This is a genomic window from Clostridioides sp. ES-W-0016-02 (assembly GCF_020641035.1).
Taxonomy (GTDB): Bacteria; Bacillota; Clostridia; order Peptostreptococcales; family Peptostreptococcaceae; genus Clostridioides.
This window is the reverse complement of record NZ_CP061361.1, coordinates 2,130,001-2,150,743: the sequence shown is the minus strand read 5'-3', so window position 1 is coordinate 2,150,743 and position 20,743 is coordinate 2,130,001. Positions and strand designations below refer to the sequence as shown.

Here is a 20,743-nt window from a genome sequence, read left to right as displayed (position 1 = left end):
AATAATAATCAAGTACTATGATATAATATTTAATTAGAAAAGAAGGAGGTTTAATAATGCAAATAGATATGAATAAATTAACTCCTATGATGAAACAGTATCTTGAAGTAAAAAATAGATATAAAGATTGTATACTGTTTTTTAGATTGGGAGATTTTTATGAAATGTTTTTTGAAGATGCATTAGTAGCTTCAAAAGCTCTTGAAATAGCATTAACAGGGAAAGCCTGTGGTTTAGAAGAACGTGCTCCTATGTGTGGAGTACCATTTCACTCAGCCAATTCATATATATCAAAGTTAGTAGAAAATGGATATAAAGTAGCAATAGGTGAGCAAATGGAAGACCCATCTACTGCAAAAGGAATTGTTAGGAGAGAGGTAATAAGAGTTATTACTCCTGGAACAGTTCTAGATGGAAATTTACTTGAAAATAAAAAGAATAATTATTTATTATCTTTATATAAAGATGACGCCAATATAGGTTTAACTTATGTAGATATAAGTACAGGAGAAGCTAATGCAACTTGTCTGAATGAAGATAAAGTAATAGAAGAAATTGCAAAAATTCATCCTACAGAAATAATTATAAATGATTTGAATTTTATAGAAAAACTTAGAGATATAGCTACTGTAAGCAACATATACATAAATGAAAGTTTTAGCGACAACTATTTAGATATAAATATATTAAAAGAGTATTTTCCAGAGGTTTATCTACAAAAATTAAAGTTTGATGATAAGGGTCTTATAAAATCTAGTTTATCAATTCTTCTAAACTATATATATAACACTCAAAAGCAGATAACATCCAATATTAATAATATAAATATATACAATTCATCAGAGTATATGGTCTTAGATATGTTTACTAGAACTAATTTAGAACTTACTCAGACTATAAGAGGAAATAAAAAGAAAGGTTCACTATTACATGTTTTAGACAAAACATCTACTGCAATGGGAGGAAGACTTCTAAGAAAATATGTAGAAGAGCCTCTGATAAATAAACCTAAAATTGAAAATAGATTAAATGTAATAGAAGAAATAAAAGATGATTTTATACTAAGAGAAGATTTAAATGATATACTTAAAAATATATATGATATAGAAAGAATATGTGGGAAAATAGCATTTGAAAGAGTAACACCAAAAGAATTAGTTCACTTAAAAAATTCAGTAGAAAAATTACCAAATCTAAAAGACACAATAGACTTATCAAATGCAAATAGATTAAAAGAGTATGTATCAGAAATGGACAAGTTGGACGATATATACAGTTTAATAGATGAAGCCATTTTGGAAGACCCTACAATAACTATAAAAGATGGGAATATAATTAAGTCTGATTTTAGTGATGAACTTAAAGAATTGAGGGATATTTCTAAAAATGGTGCTTTTCTTATAAAAGAAATAGAAAATAGAGAAAGAGAAAAGACAGGAGTTAAATCATTAAAAATAGGATTTAATAAAGTATTTGGATATTATATAGAAATAACAAAGGCTAACTTTAAACAAGCAAAACTAGATGAGACATATATAAGAAAGCAGACACTTAGTAATGCAGAAAGATATATAACTCCAGAGTTAAAAGAAATAGAAGAAAAGATACTACATGCTGAAGAGAAAATTAAATCTCTAGAATATGAGATATTTGTAAGTATAAGAGATACTATATATAAAAATATAGACAGAATACAAAAAGTAGCTAAGATTATAGCTAATATAGACGTTTTTGTATCTTTGGCAACAGTTGCTCACATAAACAACTATATAAAACCACAGATAAACGAAAATAATAAACTCGATATAAGAAATGGTAGACATCCAGTTGTTGAAAATATAGTAGGTGAAGAAAATTTTGTTCCAAATGATACATATTTAAATCGTGGAGAAAACATCATTAACATAATAACTGGACCTAATATGTCTGGTAAGTCAACATATATGAGACAAACTGCTATAATAGCACTTATGGCACATATAGGTTCTTTTGTTCCAGCAGAATATGCTAATGTACCGATATTAGATAGAATATTTACAAGAGTAGGGGCTAGTGATGATTTATCTCAAGGACAATCTACTTTTATGGTAGAGATGAATGAGGTATCTCTTATATTAAAAAATGCTACTGAAAGAAGCTTAGTTATTTTAGATGAAATAGGACGTGGAACTAGTACTTATGATGGTATAAGTTTAGCATGGTCAATAGTAGAATATATTCAAAAGAATATTAGATGTAAGACACTATTTGCAACACATTATCATGAACTTACTGATTTAGAAGAAGAATTTAAAGAGGTTAAAAATTATTCAATAGCAGTTAAAGAAGATGGAGAGGGAATAATATTTTTAAGAAAAATAATTCCTCAAGGTGCAGATAAGAGTTATGGAATCTATGTTGCTAAATTAGCTAAATTGCCAGATGAAGTCATAGATAGAGCAAAATATATACTTAAGGATTTAGAAAAAAATCATGTTTATAACAGTGTAGCAATAAATGGAGATAAAGAAAAAACTATTGTGATTAATAATGATTTAGATGAAGAACTACTTAAGGTAAATCAGAGCAATTTTAAAAATAAATACGAATCTCTAAAAATAGAGCATGAGCTTATAGTAAAAGATTATAAACACATGAAAAAGGATTATGATAAACTAAATTCTAAGTTTAAAACGTTAAACGATGAAGTTATTTCAATGAAGAAAAAGGATAGTAAAGAAGAAATTGATAAAGAAGATTCTGTAAAGGAATTAGCACTAACTCAAATATCTTTTGATAGTGTAAAGAGAGATATATTGTCAGAAGAAATTTTAAACTTAGATATTTTAAATATGACTCCATTAGATGCTATAAATTCTCTTTACAATCTTCAAAAAAAAGCAAAAGAAATAAAATCTTAGAGGTGTAAAAATGAAAAATATAATTAACATCCTAGATGATTTGACTATAAATAAAATAGCAGCAGGAGAAGTAGTAGAAAGACCGTCTTCTGCATTAAAAGAATTAATTGAGAATTCTATTGATGCAGGTGCAAATAAGATTTCTATAGATATCATTGATGGAGGAAAAACCTTAATTAAAATCACAGATAATGGAATAGGAATACCTTCAAGCGAAGTTGAGAAATCATTTTTAAGACATGCTACTAGTAAAATTAAAAAAATTGATGATTTATATGATTTGTACTCTCTTGGATTTAGAGGAGAAGCATTAGCATCTATTTCAGCTATATCAAAATTAGAAATGATTACTAAAACCAAGGATGAAATGGTTGGAACTAAAATATTTGTAGAAGGTGGAAAAATAGTTTCAAAGGAGCCAATTGGTTCCACTAATGGTACAACAATCATTATAAAAGAGATTTTCTTTAATACACCAGCAAGACAGAAATTTTTGAAATCTACCCATGCTGAAACCATAAACATAAGTGATTTGATAAATAAGCTTGCAATAGGCAATCCTAATATCCAATTTAAATATACAAATAATAATAAACAAATGTTAAATACACCAGGTGATGGAAAGCTCATAAATACTATTAGGAGTATATATGGAAAAGAAATAACGGAAAACCTAATAAATATAGAATTTAAATGCAATCACTTTAAAATTGATGGATATATAGGAAATAATAACATCTATCGTTCCAATAAAAACTTGCAACATATCTATATAAATAAAAGATTTGTAAAAAGTAAAATAATTATAGATGCAATAACTGAAAGTTATAAGTCTATAATTCCAATAGGTAAGCATGCTGTTTGTTTTTTAAATATAGAAGTAGACCCAGCAGGTATTGATGTAAATATACATCCTAATAAGCTTGAAGTTAAATTTGAAAAAGAACAAGAAGTGTATATAGAGCTAAGAGATTTTTTAAAAGTTAAATTAATACATTCTAACCTTATTGGAAAGTATGCTACATATAATGATAAAAAAACGCAGCCTCGAATTGCTATCAATAGTAGAGAAAAAAGTACAGATTATGAATTTAAAAATAAGAACTTCATTGAAGCTAATTCAAAAAATAATAATACAACTAAAGAGAAAGATGAATTCATTGAAGTTGTAAGTTTATCAAGTGAAAAACCAATAGACGAATTTCCTTCTGTAAGCGAAGTTTTAAATGCAAATATAGAAAATGAATTAAAAAATACGGGCTCTTTAGAAGAAGAGGTTGTAAATGACAATATACAAGAAGAATTTCAAGTTGATAGGCCTAAACAAATTGATAGTTCTAAAAATGAAGATAGTAATTATTTAGAAAGAAGTATTAAAGACAGCCAAGAGGAATATTTAACTAATTCAAAACAAAGATTTTCTTTATATGGATATTCTGTAATTGGAGTCGTATTTAATACTTATATAATTCTAAGTAAAGATGATTCTATGTATTTGTTAGACCAACATGCTGCACATGAAAGAGTTTTGTATGAGAGATATATGGATAAGTTCTATAGACAAGATATCAATATGCAAATACTTTTAGACCCAGTAATTCTTGAAGTATCAAATGTAGATATGCTTCAAATTGAAAATAATTTAGAGTTATTTATGAAATTTGGTTTCGAATTAGAAGTTTTTGGCAACAATCATGTAATGATAAGATGTGTTCCAACTATATTTGGAATTCCAGAAACTGAAAAGTTTATACTTCAAATAATTGATAATATAGATGAGATTACAAGTAATTATGATTTAAAAGGTGAGAGATTTGCATCTATGGCATGTAGGTCTGCTATAAAAGCAAATGATAAAATATATGATATTGAGATAAAAAGCTTATTGGAACAATTAGAAAATTGTGAGAATCCATTTACGTGTCCTCATGGCAGACCTATAATGGTTGAAATTTCTAAGACCGAAATAGAAAAAATGTTTAAAAGAATTATGTAAAATATTTTGGATATTTAAAATATATGGAAAGGAATGTTATGAAAAAAATACCACTTATAATACTTACAGGTCCAACTGCTGTTGGAAAGACTGATTTGTCAATAAAGTTAGCAAAAGATATGGATGCAGAGATAATTTCAGCAGATTCTATGCAAATATATAAATATATGGATATTGGAAGTGCAAAAGTTACATCTGAGGAAATGCAAGGAGTAAAGCATTATCTTATAGATGAGGTTAAACCTGACTATCCATTTTCAGTTTCAGAATTTCAACAAAGGGCAAAAAAATATATATCTGAAATAAATCAAAAGGGAAAGTGTGTTTTAGTGACTGGAGGAACAGGTCTTTATCTCAATTCTTTAATATACAATATGGATTTTGCAAAATCTGATGCTAATAATGAATTAAGAAAAGAACTTCAAAAACAACTTCTTGAGAATGGAATAGATTACATGCATGATAGATTAAAATTACTTGATGAAGAAGCTGCTGATAGAATTCATAAAAACAATACAAAGAGAGTTATAAGAGCACTTGAAGTTTGTTTAAGTGGTAATAAAATGAATGATTTTTCAAGTGACTTAAAATTTAATGACGATTATCAACCTATAATAATAGTTTTGAATAGAGATAGAGAGCATTTGTATGAAAGAATAAATATGAGAGTCGATATCATGATAGAGAGTGGTTTAGTTGAAGAAGTTAAAAAACTCCTAAATATGGGATTTAAAAAAGATATGATATCAATGCAAGGTATAGGATACAAAGAGATGTTGAAGTATCTAGATGGAGAATATACATATGAAGAGGCCATTGAAATAATAAAAAGGGATTCTAGAAGGTATGCAAAACGTCAGATAACTTGGTTTAAAAGATATGAAACAGCAAAATGGTTTGATTTGGATAAATATGAAGATATAGATTTATTAAAAAATGAAATAATTATATATATTAAAAATTCTATAAAATAATATATATAAATTTTTAAGTATACAACTTCATATTGAAAATTTATCATAACTTATATAGAATATAAGATAGGAATATTTTAGATGTTCAATTTAATCTTGGGAGGGTACAAATCTAATGAAAAATACAGTTTTAAATTTACAAGATTTGTTTTTAAATAATGCTAGGAAAGAAAGGATACCTGTTACTATATATTTAGTCAATGGAGTTCAAGTCAAAGGGCTTGTAAAAGGATTTGACAGTTATATAATATTGATAGAAGGGGACAATAGACAACAAAACATGATTTATAAACATGCTGTTTCGACTATACAACCTGGTAAATATATTAATTTAACTAATCAAAATCAAAATAATAACAACAATAACAATAGATAACTAATTTAATTTAAGATAATTAAAAGGAGACTTATGCTAACTTATAAACTACAATTTATTTGTTTTAGTAAAATAGTCTCCTTTGATATGTTTAAATAAAATAACAAAGAGACAGGTGATAAAATGCTTAATGAGACAAAAGAATTATTGAAAGGTTACTATGGTATAGATGATGATACTTTTAAATTATCACAAGAAATAATGGAAGATATAAAATATAAGTTTGAGGAAATAAAAGAAATAAGAGAATACAATCAATATAAAGTTTTAAAAGCTATGCAAGAATCTAAATTAAGTGACATGCATTTTAATTGGACTACAGGATATGGATATAATGATATTGGACGTGAAAAAGTAGAGGAAATTTATTCAAAAGTTTTTAATACAGAAGATGCTCTTGTAAGACCAATAATTGTAAATGGAACACACGCACTCACTTTATGTATACAAGGAATAGTCAGACCAGGAGATGAAATTCTATCTGTTACTGGAAGACCATACGATACTTTAGAGGGTGTTATAGGTATAAGAGAAGAAAAAGGCTCTTTAAAAGAATATGGTGTTACATATGATGATGTAGATTTTTTAGAAGATGGAAATTTGGATTTAGAAGGAATTAAAAGAAAAATAAATGATAAAACTAAACTTGTTATGATACAAAGGTCAAAAGGGTATTCTTGGAGAAAATCACTTTCAATTAGTGATATAAAAGAAGCCATTGATGTAATAAAATCTGTTAAACCAGAAGTTATAGTAATGGTTGATAACTGTTATGGTGAGTTTCTAGATACTAAAGAGCCAACTGATGTTGGAGCAGATGTTATGGCTGGTTCTCTAATAAAAAATCCTGGAGGTGGACTTGCATTAACAGGTGGGTATATAGCTGGTAGAAAAGATTTAATTGAGCTTATATCATATAGAATGACTTCTCCTGGAATAGGTAAAGAATGTGGTCTTACTTTTGGAACTACTAGAAATGTTCTTCAAGGATTTTTCCTAGCACCATATGTAGTATCTCAAGCTGTGATGGGAGCTATATTTTGTTCAAGAGCTTTTGAAAAATTAGGATATGATGTATTGCCAAAACATGATGATTTAAGAAGTGATATTATTCAGTGTATTAGACTTAATAATGCTGATGAAGTCATAAGTTTTTGCCAAGGAATACAAGAAGCTGCTCCAGTTGATTCTTATGTTAAACCTGTACCTTGGGATATGCCTGGATATGAAAGTGAAGTTATAATGGCAGCAGGAGCATTTATACAAGGTTCTTCTATAGAACTAAGTGCAGATGCTCCAATAAGACCTCCTTATAATGTTTACTTCCAAGGAGGGCTTACATTTGACCACTCTAAAATGGGTACTTTAAAAGCAATTGAATTTATAAAAAAACTAAAAAAGTAAGCATATTTTTCTTTTAAAAGGTCAAAATATTTACTAGTATATTATGATGAGAATTGAAGGGTGATAATTATGAAAGAACAAATTAAAGAAAAAGTGAGTTCTCTACAAGATGAAATGATTTCTTCAATACAAGAAAGTGTAAAAATACCTAGTGTTATATCTGAGCCAACTAAAAATTTCCCATTTGGAGAAAATATAGATAAGGCTTTAAGAGGTATTTTAGACTTATGTAAATCTTTAGGGTTTAAAACAGTATATAAAGATGGATATTATGGCTATGCAGAAATAGGACAAGGTGAAAAAATGATAGGTATACTTGGTCATGTTGATGTAGTTCCAGAAGGTGACTTAGAAAGCTGGAATTATCCACCATTTGAAGGTGTTTTAGAAGATGGTAAGTTATATGGAAGAGGAACACAAGATGATAAAGGACCTACAATATCAGCAATTTATGCAGTAAAAGCTCTTATGGATTTAAATATAGATTTAAATAAGAGAATAAGATTCATTTTTGGAGCTGATGAAGAAAATCTTTGGAGATGTATAAATAAATACAAAGAAAATAATGAAGAAGTACCAGACTATGGATTTACTCCTGATTCTAGATTTCCAATAACAAATGCAGAAAAAGGTCTTTTACAAGTTCATTTAACATGTGAGAGTAAAAGTGATATAGAATTATCAGTTGGGAAGGCTTTAAATGCAGTTCCAGGAAAAGCAGTTTATATTGGAAAATATTCTGATAAGTTAAAAAAAGAATTAGATAAATTAGGTTTTGAATACACTGTTGAAGGCAATAAAATATGTATAATAGGAAAAAGTGTTCATTCAGCAGCTAGTGATACTGGTATAAATGCAGTAGCTAGACTTTGTATAGCTCTTAATAATATAGGAATAGATTCTAATATAATTAAGTTTTTAGCAGAAGTTATTGGTGAAGATGCTAATGGAAACAATATAGTTCCTAATTGCAAGGATGATGTATCAGGAAAATTAACAGTAAATATAGGTAAAGTAACTATTGATAGTAAAAAAGAATTTGCTGGAATTGATGTAAGAATTCCTGTAACATATAAAAAAGATGATTTTGTAAAAGAACTAAAGAAAATAACAGATAAATATAATTTAGATTATAAAGAATATGATTTCTTAGATTCAATTTATGTTCCAGAAGATACACTTCTTGTTAAAACATTGAGAAAAGTATATGAAGAGGAAACTGGTCTTGATGGAACACCTCTTTCATCTGGAGGAGCAACTTATGCAAGAGCTTTAGACAATTGTGTTGCCTTTGGAGCTATTTTCCCAGGGAAACCAGAAACTGAGCATCAAGCTAATGAACATTTGATAGTAGAGGATATTGTAAAAGCTGCTCAAATATATGCTCTTTCTATTTATGAATTATTAAAGATTTAAATATAAATATAAAGCTGTCTTGTAATAGGATTTTTTCTAGTAAAAGACAGCTTTATTGTTGTATTATTAAATAAGTTAATAAGATAAATATTTAATAGATATAAAAAATAATAGTAATGTTTATATAGGAGGAATTATATGAAAATAGCTATATTTTTGGGAGCAGGAGCTTCAGCTGCAGAAAATTTACCCATTCAAAATGAATTATTTAGTGAATACTTTAAGAAATTAAAACCTAAAAATTATGATACTGATATGAATAGAGAATTGTATGCCTTTTTTAAACAAATGTTTAATATTGACATAAGAAAAGATAATCTAGATAATGCAAATTTTCCAACATTTGAAGAAGTTTTAGGGCTTTTAGATTTAGCAGAACAAAGAAGAGAAGCCTTTAGAAATTTTGGACTTGAAAATTTAAATAATAGAAGTGATAGTATACGTTTTTTAAGACAGTATTTAATACTATTGATGGCTGAAGCAATTCATAATACACCTAGAACAGATAATAAATATCACAAACTTTTAGTTGAAAATCTTTTACAAAATGATTTACTCCTTGATACAACTTTTATTAGTGCAAATTATGATATACATATAGACAATACAGTTACTGGCTTAAGAGATAAAAATGATTTGCCTATTATGCTTGATTATGGTGTAGAATTTACTAATTTTAAGGAAGAATTAAACTGGAGAAAACCAAAAGAACCATTAATTAAACTCTATAAGATACATGGTTCATTGAACTGGCTTTACTGTCCTATTTGCAATAGTTTAACTCTTACACCACATGAAGGTGGTGTTATGAAACTAATTGAAAATAGTTCAGAAACAAAATGTTTGGAGTGTGGAGAACTGACAGAACCAATCATAGTTCCACCAACATATTTTAAGAATATGTCAAATATATTTTTAAGTAATGTTTGGAATGAGACAGAAAAAACTTTGAGAGAGGCTGACCTTCTGGTATTTTGTGGGTATTCATTTCCAGAGGCTGATATGCATATAAAATATATGTTAAAAAGAGTACAAACAAATGGTGGAAAAACACCTCTTAAAATAATGGTGTTTAATAATCATTCACAAAAACAAAGGATTACTTTAAAAAAAGAAGAAAGAAGATATAAGCGTTTTTTAGGAGAAGATGTTATATTTACTGATAATTCTTTTCAAGATTTTTCTATGAACCCATTAAATTTTATAAAAAGTATATACTAATTTGGCAATAATAGGATAAAATCCAATAGAAATAAAGTGAATTTAGGTATATAATAGAAAATAAAACATAGGGGGTATAAAAAATGAAGGTTTTTGATTTAACTCATGTGACACATAATGATATGCCTGTATATGCAGAGACTAATAGACCTGATATAAAAAAAGTAGCTATTATTGAAGAAAATGGATATCAAGAAACATTAATCAGTGTATTTTCTCACAATGGAACTCATATGGATTCACCAAAACATATGTATACTAAAGGTGAATCCTTAGATACATTGGATATAGAAAATTTTGTCGGTAAGGCTTATGTATTAGAACTTGAGCAAGGAAGCAAAAACATAGAATTAGAATATCTAAAAAAATATGAAGATGAAATAAAAAGTAGTGAGTTTATAATATTTAAATCAGGTTGGTCAAAGTTTTGGGATAAAAAGCAATATTATGTAGGTTATCCTACATTAACAGAAGAGGCTGCAAACTATATAGCTGATAGTAATCTAAAGGGAATAGGAATTGATATGTTATCTGTAGATAGATACGACACATCAGCTTTTAAGGTACATCACATTTTATTTGAAAAAGGTAAAATAATAATAGAGAATCTTACAAATTTAGAAGCTGTGCCAGAAAGATTTCTATTTATAGCAGCTCCATTTAAGTATAATGACGCTGATGGTGCTCCAGTAAGAGCAATAGCCATAGTAGAATAATATTTACTATAAAACAGGAGAAGTGTAATATACAAAGTATTAAAGGAGAATATAGCATGATGAGTGATGTAAAAGATAAAATAACAGAATTATCAGATGCAACTGAAGTAAATTTAAATGAAACTAAAATATACAATATTTTAGATAAGTTAAATATTAAATATGAGGTAGTAGAACATGAAGCTGTATATACAGCAGAGCAGTTAGTAATTTTAAATGATATAACAAAAGGATGTCAGTGTAAAAATTTATTTTTAAGAAATGCTAAAGGAAACAAATACTATCTAATTGTAGTTAGAGGGGATAAACATGTTGATTTAAATTCAGTTAAAGAAAAAATAGGAAGTTCTAGGTTATCATTTGCTTCGCCTGAAAGATTATACAATGTACTTAAACTTCTTCCTGGAAGTGTAAATCCTTTTTCATTAGTAAATGATACAGAAAGAAAAGTAGAGCTTTACATAGATGAGGATGTAATTAAAGAAGAGTATTTAAATTTTCATCCAAATATAAATACTAAAACTGTAAATATATCAAAAAAAGGATTTGAAAAATTTTTGGAATATTTGGAATATCCACTACAAATCATTGACATTTAAGTTTTTAATGAACTTAAGCAAAATTTAATTAACTAATCGAGGGGAGAAAAAATGTTTGGAGTAATAGCAAATAGTCTAGCAATCGCAGGTGGGTGTATAGTAGGTCTTATAATCAAAGGTGGTTTACCTCAAAGAGTAAGTGATACTATAATGAATGGAATTGCCCTATGTGTATTATATATAGGGATATCAGGAGCACTAGAGGGAAAGAATACACTAGTGACAATAATATCTATAGCTTTAGGAGCTTTAATAGGAGAGTTAATAGATATTGATAAATGGGTAAATAAATTAGGTGCATTTTTGCAGAGTAGGTTTTCTAAAGGCAATAAAAAGGATTCTATTGCTGAAGGTTTTATATCATCTAGTTTGTTATTTTGTATAGGGGCTATGGCAGTAGTTGGTTCGTTAGAAAGTGGACTTACAGGAAGCCATGATACTTTATTTGTAAAATCAGTAATAGATGGGATAGCTTCTGTTATATTTACAGCTTCTTTAGGTATAGGTGTAATGTTTTCTGCTGTATCTGTATTTTTATATGAAGGTATTATATGTTTAGGGGCATCATTTTTAAATGGATTTTTAAGTGACCCTGTAGTTACAGAAATGACAGCTGCAGGAAGTTTATTAATTATAGGACTTGGTTTAAATGTACTTAAGCTAACAAATATAAAAGTAGCAAATCTATTACCAGCCATATTTATACCAATATTATTTGGTGTATTTGGAGTAATTTAGAGATTAAAAACTTAAAGTTTGTCTAATTTTTTTAAAAACTTTAGACAAATTTTTTATTTAGAAGGAAAATGGCTTTCATCATCAAATTAATAATTATAGTAGAAATAAGTTTAATATTATGATTATAAAGTTTATATTAAATTTATTTTATTGATGAAACTAATGGGGGAGGTTAAAACTCAATGATTACATTTGATGTAAATGGAGCTATTATCAGGTTTGATGATACAAAAAATAATTATAATAAGATAAGAAAAATTTTTAAATTGTATGCTTTAGAAATTTCTAAAAACTTTGAGAGAGATTGTTTAAATAATTTTCAAAATCTAAAACAAATATCAGATAGAGGTCTAAATCTAGGAGAAAAATATATAGAGGAATCTTTTAAGAAAGGAATCGAGACTATAGTGAGTTTTGGAATTATAACTATAGATATTGATACCTTTAAAAGTGTTTATTGTGAAAAATATTTAGATTTTAAAAGGCTTTTTAATAACTTAAATAAAACTTTTATCATACCAAATAAGAATAAAAAAAATAATCATGCAAATTTTTTAGAAATAGAATCTACAGTAAAAAAAATGAGCAATTATTTGTATAATGATTGTTTCAAAATTCATTATGCTGTAATAGATGCGCTTATAGAAAATAGAGTCAGTGAAGTCCATTCTTATATTGATGAAGAATCTATAAAAAAATCTAATGCCTTGTTTAATAATTACAAAGATGGTTTTATTGGAAAAGCAGATGAGTGTAAGGTTGTAAAACAAATAATAACATTAAATCCATATAGAGAAGATGTATACGAGTTTTTGGTAAAGGAAGATGGAGATTTTAGTAAGGAGATTGAAAGATTAACTGAATTTTTAGGATATAATATAAAAGAATATAAGGCTTCTTTAATGGACCTTTATATAAATGAACTAGTAGAGAGCGATGAAAGTGATGCTGAAAATGCAAGAGAGAAGATTGAAAAGTATGCTAAATATATTGGTTGTAGTGATGAAAATCTATATATAGCAAGGGTTAATGCCATATACACTTTTGCCAATGCATAAATTTTGTAAAATTTATAAATAAAGAAATACATGTTTGTACTAAAATTTTAAATAAAAAATACTTATTAAGCTTACTAAAAAATAATTTATATTTTCTAGATAAAACCATTTCTTTAAAGGAGTGGTTTTATTTTTTCTATCACTCAATATAAGCAAAATTTTAAATTACGAATAGCTCATATTACTAAAATAATTTTAAGTAAATAGAAAAGACAATATATTGACTAAATTGGTTCGAGTTGATATAATGAAATAGTCAACATGATGTCTTATATTTGGATTATTCATAGCTTGCTAAAGAAAGCTATTTCAAATATATAAATCATGAGCAATAATTATTACATGGAGGAATCAATTATGAAAGTAAATATATACAATGCAGAATCACTTGTAGATGATAAAATTAAAGTTATAGTTTCAGGCTTAATTCCAAATAGTAAATTAAGAGTATCTATGAAAATGGAATTTCCATGGTGTAAAGGAGAGGAATTCTCATCTTATGGGGTATTTTATTCAAATGAAAAAGGAGAAGTGGATTTAGATTCAATTGAACCTGTAGAAGGGACTTATAAAACTACTGACTGCATGGGGTTAATATATTCTCTGAAAAAATCAAAAACTGAAGGTGAAAATTTTGCAGAAAATATATCTATTGATAAACCAATAATCATGAATATGATATTTGAATCTGATATTGAAAGAAAAGAAGTTAAGTTGAAGAGATTGTTCAAAACAGAAGATATTATCACAAAAGATATATCTGATGAATTTATAGGAAAATTATTTTATAAACAAAACTCTAGTAATAAAACAATTTTAGTTTTAGGGGGTTCTGATGGAAATTTAGATGCTTTAGAACTCCTGGCAGCTCCACTTGCATCTAGAGGGTTCAATGTACTAGCAGTTGCTTATTTTGCTCTAGAAGGATTGCCAAGTAAATTAGAAGAAGTACCATTAGAATACTTTGAAAAAATATTTAAATGGATTAGTGAAGATGAAATCACTAATACTAAAGAAATATTTGTACATGGGACATCAAAAGGTGGTGAGTTAGCACTTTTACTTGCTTCAAGATATAAACAAATTAAAAAAGTAGTAGTATCACAGCCTCATGCGTATTGTTTTCAAGCACTTGATGGACAAATGAATGGAAAAGATACTTCATCATGGTCATATAAAGGTAAGCCACTTCCATATATCAAGGTAGACAATAATATATTCTTTGAAGACCAGAAAAAAGATATAGAAAAAGGAATTCCATTTGGATTTGCCAGTACTTATAAGAAAAGTATTGAAAGGGCAGACAATAAAGAAGAGGCTAGGATAAAAGTAGAAAATTCTGAAGCTGACATTCTTATGATTTCTGGAAAAGAAGATAATATTTGGAATAGTTATGATGGTTGTGTAGAAATCATAGAAAAACTTAAAAGAAATAATTACCAATATAATGTGGAACTATTAACATATGATAAGATGGGACATCCTTTACCAATTCCATATATTGTACCTCTAAGTGAAACTTTATCTATGAATATGGCTGGAGGAATATTTTCTTCAGGAGGAACTGTAAAAGGTAATGCAAAAGGACAGTTTGAATCATGGAAAAGAACTATTGAATTTTATAAAGAACCTTTATCAATCGATATAAAAAAATAAAAATGGATATATCTTTCTATATATGCACAAAATCTATCAATTTTACAATTTTAATTTATTGTTTATGTAATTTATATGTTATATACTAGTTTTAACAAGATTGATAATTTATAAACAATTAATAAGAGTTATTGAAAGGTGGAGTGAAATTATGGAAAGACTCACTAGAAGTGAACAGCCTCACATAAAATTTGGAATGTTTAAGATACGAATTCCATTTATACATTACAGATTTGAGAAACCGGAAGCTATTCAAGGCATAATATCAAGTATGACAAGCTTAGGAACTATTGGACTTAGCACGCAAATATTAGGATTACCCTATGAAGTAGCATGGAGTATGGCTATCATTAACTCAATATTGTATTGCCTGCATGTTTTTATGGGAGACCCAGTAGTTCCTGGCTGGATTACAGCTTCTATAACTCTTACAACTGCATATTTGTTAAAGTTCAATATTGGTATTGAAAGAATACAAGCATTAACAGCTTTACAAATAGATTTAGGAATTATATTTATTTTAATGGGTATAACAGGTATAGCTGGAAAACTAGTAAATAGAATCCCAAATTCCATCAAAGGTGGAATACTTATGGGAGTTGGTATATCAACTGTAATAGCAGAATTTAGCCCTAAAGGCAGATTTGAATCTTATCCAATATCTATAACAGTTGGGATTTTAGTTGCTTGCTTTGTAATGTTTTCTGAAAAATTCGATGCTCTAAAAGTAAAGAATAAGCTTTTATTTCGATTAGGTCAATATGGAGTGGTTCCAGCTATTTTAGTGAGTTTAATTATAGGAATATTTAGTAAAGAAATAGGAATTCCTAGCTTTAATTTTGAAAATATTATTTATATAATGGATTTTCAAAAATTAATAGATACAGTATCTCCTTTTGGAATAGGTTTTCCAAGTCTAATATTATTTATACAAGGATTGCCAATGGCTTTCATGATATATATAATTGCATTTGGTGATTTTATAACAGGTGAAAATTTAGTTCTTTCTGAAAGTAAAAACAGAACAGATGAGTATATTGATTTTAATTCTAATAGGTCTAATATTATAAGTGGGATAAGAAATATTGTTATGGCAGTTATTTCTCCATATATAGCTATGTGTGGTCCATTAGCTGCAACTCTTACTGGAAGTGTTGCTCAAAGATATAAGGTTGGAAAGGAAGCAATGCAGTCTATTTTTAGTGGTATGGGTACGTTGGTATGGGTTTCAGCTATTTTTATCTGCTTTTATCCAATTGCCCAAATAGCTACGCCTCTTATACCATTAGCATTATCAGTGACACTTTTAGTTCAAGGTTACTTATGTACTAAACTATCAATGGAACTATGTGATACTGGCGTAGAGAGAGGATTAATTGGGCTGATGGGTGGCGTGATTGCTGCTAAAGGTGGAACCTGGGGACTTGTTGTAGGTTTTATACTATATTTTGTCTTAATTGATTCTAAAAAAAGAAAAGAAAGTAATATTAATTCAAAAGAAAGTGATATTAATTCATCAGAAGATTATGTATATGAAATATCATGTAAAAAGAAAAGTATTTAAAGTAAAATATGAGTTGCAATCGTCTATTAATAGATTAATTGCAACTCATATTTTATTTGTCAGCTTCAGGAATGATAAAAAATGCAAAACTATTTCTTGACATAATTTTTTTAATGTGCAACAATTGTTATATAACGTATGTATTTTATAAAAATTTAATGGAGAAGTGAATTTATATGCCACCTAAAGCAAAAATAACGAAAGAAATGATTTTGAATATTGTCTTGGATATTACAAGAGAAACAGGATTTGAAACTGTAAATGCAAGGAGTATCGCAAGTAAATTACAATGTTCCACTCGACCAATTTTTACTTGCTATGAAAATATGGATGAATTAAAAGGTGAATTTCTTGCTTTTGCATATGAATACTATAATCAGTATGTTATTAATTATCATAATTCTGAAAATGTCAGTCAATATTTATTACTTCCACTTTCATACATTGAATTTGCTCAAGAAGAAACACATTTATTTAAGTTGTTGTTTATAAACGATTTAGATTTGATGATGGAAGATCCAAATGATTTCTACAAAGAAATTGATAATGAAAAAAAGGCAAGGCTTTTTTCTGAAAGTATTGGAATAGAGTTAGAATGTGCAAAAGTCATATTTTTAGATTTATTTCTTTATACTCATGGCATAGCTGTCTTAACAGCAACGAAAAAATTGACATTAGATAGAAATAGTGCCGAAAAAATGTTGAAAAATATATTATCAGCTTTTATAAGACAAGAAAAAAAGGATTGGAATTTATCTATTTGATGTTTACTAACTAATACATAAGGGGGTGCAATATGAAAATAAACCAATACTTAATTGATTTTTACAATAATTACGACGAAGATAGTCGGTTGGCATTAAAGCATGGAACAGTTGAATTCCTAACTACTATGCATTATATTGAAAAGTACTTAAAACCTAGCGACCGTGTGCTTGAAATTGGTGCTGCAACTGGTCGATATTCTCACACGCTGGCACGTCAGGGATATGACGTTGATGCAGTCGAATTGGTCGAACATAACATAGAAATTTTCCGTAAAAATATTCAATCAAATGAAAATATAACTATTACTCAAGGTAATGCTATGGATTTGTCTGCTTTCTCAGACAATGAATATGACATTACATTGTTGTTAGGTCCGTTGTATCATCTTTATAGCAAAGAGGATAAACAACAAGCTCTACATGAGGCTATCCGTGTAACAAAACATGGTGGTGTGATTTTTGCTGCATATGTTATATCTGATGGCTGCCTTATTGATGAAGGGTTCAACCGAGGAAATATCAATGTAGCTGAATATATTGAAAAGGGCTTGATTGACCCACAGACATTTGCTACCAAGTCAGGTCCTAAGGATTTGTTTGAACTTGTCCGTAAAGAAAACATTGACGATTTGATGGCTGTTTTTCCTGTAACAAGACTGCATTACGTCGCATCGGATGGTTTAGCCCTATGTATGCGTGAAGCAGTCGATGCTATGGATGATGAAGAATTTGAGTTATATTTGAAATATCACTTTGCTACTTGTGAACGCGAAGATTTAATAGGCGTTACGAGTCATGCTATTGATATATTCAGAAAATAAATAATAGAAGTTAAAAAACAAACAGAGGGTCGTAAAATCAAAGTTTTCAGACCCTCTAAATCTTGAAAATCTATGTTGAGTGTAGTATAAAAGTAGCTATTTTTATATATATTTTTATTGAGAGCGTAAACGTTTTGTAATTGATTGTTTTTCTAGATTTCTTATAAGGAATTCAATTATTAATATTTGCATGCCTATTAATATAAATGAAAAAATTAAAATAGAAAGTATAGAGAAATTGAAACTAATGAAGTCTAATCTAACAACATCTTTTATAAAAAAGCAGAGTAATTTTGAACCACAATAACCCAATGTAATTGATACAAATACAGCTTTAATACTCAAATTTAAACCTTCTCGATAGAGCATTTTGCGCAACTGTTTTTTTGTCATTCCAACCGCCTGAAGTAAGGCAAACTCTTTTTTTCTAGTTAATACACTATTTACAAGGATATTTGTCATATTAAGGATACCAAAACAGGAAATTAAACCAACAAATACATATGCAGCTATAATCATATACTTAAAAGCTCTAGTTAGCATTTTATAATCGCTATCATATGAATAAAGGATTAAATTTGAATTATTTTGAATAATATTTAATAGTTTTTCTTCAACTTCTTTTGAATACTTTTTATCGGATAAAATTGAAAAATGTAAATTTGTATTATATGGTGTTATTTTATCTAAAGCCTTGTCTGAAGTAAAGAACATGCATCCTGTATTTGAATTATCAATTATTCCAACTATTTTCATTTGTTTTTTGATGATGTCATTTCCACTAAATATATTAAATGTAATTGTATTTCCAATTTTCAAATCAACTCCATAAGATTTTGTCCTATATTTATTTACAATCAAGCTGTTTGAATCCAATTGCTTATAATCAACTTTACCATTTACAATATACTTTTGGAATGATTTTGCAAGCTCTGGTGTGACACTTTCAATCAAAGTTGTAACATTACTTCCATCTTTATCCTTAATAGAAGGGTATATAACTTCACATTTTATTCCTTTAGATTCAATTACTTTTTGTACTCCATAAATTGATTTGATTTCATTTCTAAGAGTGTTTGTAAATGGATTATTTTGCTGAATTTGTGTAATTCGTTCATACAAATTGTCAATTTTATTTCCAATAATATAATTTTCATTATAAACGAATGTCTGAGACATCTGTTTATTAAAATCTATAGAATTAGACAGACTAGCAATTGAAATAAATAATATTCCACTAATACTCAATGAAATCAATGCTATTAAATTTTTCTTTCTATTTACCTCAATATTTTTTAGTGCTAAATTTTTAATATTTATATAATTAAGTGTTTTAATTTTATTTCTAGATTTAATTTCTGTGTATTGCATAGCTTCAATAGCGGAAGTTTTTGAAATAATTCTAGCTGGCTTATTTAAAGAAATTCTTACAGTCAAAAATATTACTATTGATAATACTAGAATAATAAATAAGTCAGTAGTCATTTGCCATGCTAAAGGCTGAATTATATATGTAATTATGCAGGAAGATATAATGCCTATTGGAATAAAAATAATAGATAAAATATTTCCTTGTAGGTAAATAATCTTTTTCAACTGAAAAGAAGTCATACCAAGTGCTTTCAACTTTGCATACATTTGAACTGAATTAACAACTGAAATATAAAAAATACTATAAATAACAAACAAACTAGAAAAAAGAATAATTACTCCTACTATTAAAACTGTAATAACTTGTTCACCATCAATTAAATTTGATTCAATATAATTATCATTTAAATATATATTATGTTTTTTAATATTTAAAGAGGAACCAATTTCACTTAATTGAGTCTTAATTAAAGTAGGGGATTTTTCTGTATTTTCTTTTGATAATCTAACTAATACATCTACAGTGTTTGGAGTTGCTTCATTAAAATTATTACTTTTGATTTGTAAAGGTGTAGAAGCCATATCCTTGAGATAATCATTGGAAACAACTGTATAGTATTGCTTAGCATTATCTTGATAGTAATTTTCTACAAATCCAACAATAATAAAATCGTTTTGTATTTCTTTGTTAGTAATATTGTCGCGATATTTTAATGTAATGCTATCTCCAAGGTCTTTATTCAAGCCAAGTTCAGATAGATATTTTTCTGAAATAGCAATTTCATATTTATTTGTTGGCATACCGCCCTTTAATAGTTGAAAATTCAGAAGCTCAATTGCAGTGTTATCTACATATATCATTGACATTCTATAATCTGATTTTATCTCACTACCAAGTGACTTATAAACTCCTACACTACTAAAGTTTTTATTTTGCTGTAATAATGTTTTTGATTTTTCATTTACAGATTGATATCTCGCATGATAGGGAGATGAATTAACCAAATCCATAGAGCCATTATATGAAACTAAAGTAGTTGTTAATAATAAACATGTGGAAATCATTATAATAATACCTGAAAGAAAAAATTTAAGTTTATTAATTTTTAAATCATTCAATGCTATTTTTCTAATGAAAGCACCATTATTATTTTTAAACATATATT

The 20,743-nt window shown here is 27.6% G+C and carries 16 protein-coding genes; 15 read left to right on the top strand and 1 reads right to left on the bottom strand.

All coding sequences use genetic code 11. From position 1 onward, the window contains the following. Window positions 1-56: 56 nt before the first annotated feature. From mutS to IC758_RS10415, 15 genes are all read left to right on the top strand, one after another. Window positions 57-2,900, top strand: a complete 2,844-nt coding sequence (mutS, locus tag IC758_RS10485) for a DNA mismatch repair protein MutS (protein ID WP_227823954.1) — start codon at window positions 57-59, stop codon at window positions 2,898-2,900. 10 nt (window positions 2,901-2,910) lie between these two features. Beyond that, window positions 2,911-4,896: a DNA mismatch repair endonuclease MutL gene (gene mutL, locus IC758_RS10480; RefSeq protein ID WP_227823953.1), complete on the top strand. Its 1,986-nt coding sequence runs from the start codon at window positions 2,911-2,913 to the stop codon at window positions 4,894-4,896. A gap of 38 nt (window positions 4,897-4,934) precedes the next feature. Continuing rightward, window positions 4,935-5,870, top strand: a complete 936-nt coding sequence (miaA, locus tag IC758_RS10475) for a tRNA (adenosine(37)-N6)-dimethylallyltransferase MiaA (RefSeq protein WP_227823952.1) — start codon at window positions 4,935-4,937, stop codon at window positions 5,868-5,870. A gap of 115 nt (window positions 5,871-5,985) precedes the next feature. Further along, window positions 5,986-6,246, top strand: coding sequence for an RNA chaperone Hfq (gene hfq, locus IC758_RS10470; RefSeq protein WP_003428780.1), 261 nt, complete (start codon window positions 5,986-5,988; stop codon window positions 6,244-6,246). Between the two features lie 123 nt (window positions 6,247-6,369). Continuing rightward, on the top strand, window positions 6,370-7,650 hold the full coding sequence (locus tag IC758_RS10465) for an aminotransferase class I/II-fold pyridoxal phosphate-dependent enzyme (protein ID WP_227823951.1): 1,281 nt from the start codon (window positions 6,370-6,372) through the stop codon (window positions 7,648-7,650). A 69-nt stretch (window positions 7,651-7,719) separates the two neighbouring features. Continuing rightward, window positions 7,720-9,066, top strand: coding sequence for a M20 family metallopeptidase (locus IC758_RS10460; RefSeq protein ID WP_227435135.1), 1,347 nt, complete (start codon window positions 7,720-7,722; stop codon window positions 9,064-9,066). A 138-nt stretch (window positions 9,067-9,204) separates the two neighbouring features. Then, window positions 9,205-10,287 carry an SIR2 family protein gene (locus IC758_RS10455; protein WP_227435136.1) on the top strand — a complete coding sequence of 361 codons (1,083 nt, stop codon included), beginning with the start codon at window positions 9,205-9,207 and terminating at the stop codon, window positions 10,285-10,287. An 83-nt stretch (window positions 10,288-10,370) separates the two neighbouring features. Then, complete coding sequence (locus IC758_RS10450) at window positions 10,371-11,003, top strand: cyclase family protein (RefSeq protein ID WP_227482638.1); 633 nt, start codon at window positions 10,371-10,373, stop codon at window positions 11,001-11,003. A gap of 59 nt (window positions 11,004-11,062) precedes the next feature. After that, window positions 11,063-11,602: a prolyl-tRNA synthetase associated domain-containing protein gene (locus tag IC758_RS10445; protein WP_227435138.1), complete on the top strand. Its 540-nt coding sequence runs from the start codon at window positions 11,063-11,065 to the stop codon at window positions 11,600-11,602. Between the two features lie 51 nt (window positions 11,603-11,653). Next, the gene (locus tag IC758_RS10440; protein ID WP_227435139.1) at window positions 11,654-12,340 is read left to right on the top strand and encodes a DUF554 domain-containing protein; all 687 of its coding nucleotides are present in this window, start codon (window positions 11,654-11,656) and stop codon (window positions 12,338-12,340) included. A 182-nt stretch (window positions 12,341-12,522) separates the two neighbouring features. Next, a complete protein-coding gene (locus IC758_RS10435) occupies window positions 12,523-13,398 on the top strand; it encodes a kinase (protein WP_227823948.1) in 876 nt (291 codons plus the stop codon). 357 nt (window positions 13,399-13,755) lie between these two features. After that, on the top strand, window positions 13,756-15,054 hold the full coding sequence (locus tag IC758_RS10430) for an acyl-CoA thioesterase/bile acid-CoA:amino acid N-acyltransferase family protein (protein WP_227435141.1): 1,299 nt from the start codon (window positions 13,756-13,758) through the stop codon (window positions 15,052-15,054). Window positions 15,055-15,205: 151 nt separating this feature from the next. After that, window positions 15,206-16,618 carry a hypothetical protein gene (locus tag IC758_RS10425; protein WP_227860402.1) on the top strand — a complete coding sequence of 471 codons (1,413 nt, stop codon included), beginning with the start codon at window positions 15,206-15,208 and terminating at the stop codon, window positions 16,616-16,618. Window positions 16,619-16,794: 176 nt separating this feature from the next. Next, window positions 16,795-17,382, top strand: a complete 588-nt coding sequence (locus tag IC758_RS10420; protein WP_227435143.1) for a TetR/AcrR family transcriptional regulator — start codon at window positions 16,795-16,797, stop codon at window positions 17,380-17,382. Window positions 17,383-17,414: 32 nt separating this feature from the next. Beyond that, entirely contained in the window at window positions 17,415-18,206 is a 792-nt protein-coding gene (locus IC758_RS10415; protein WP_227823946.1) for a class I SAM-dependent methyltransferase, read from the top strand. A 114-nt stretch (window positions 18,207-18,320) separates the two neighbouring features. On the opposite strand, the gene IC758_RS10410 is transcribed toward IC758_RS10415, so the two are convergent. Next, window positions 18,321-20,738: an ABC transporter permease gene (locus tag IC758_RS10410; protein ID WP_227834328.1), complete on the bottom strand. Its 2,418-nt coding sequence runs from the start codon at window positions 20,736-20,738 to the stop codon at window positions 18,321-18,323. Between the last annotated feature and the right edge of the window lie 5 nt (window positions 20,739-20,743).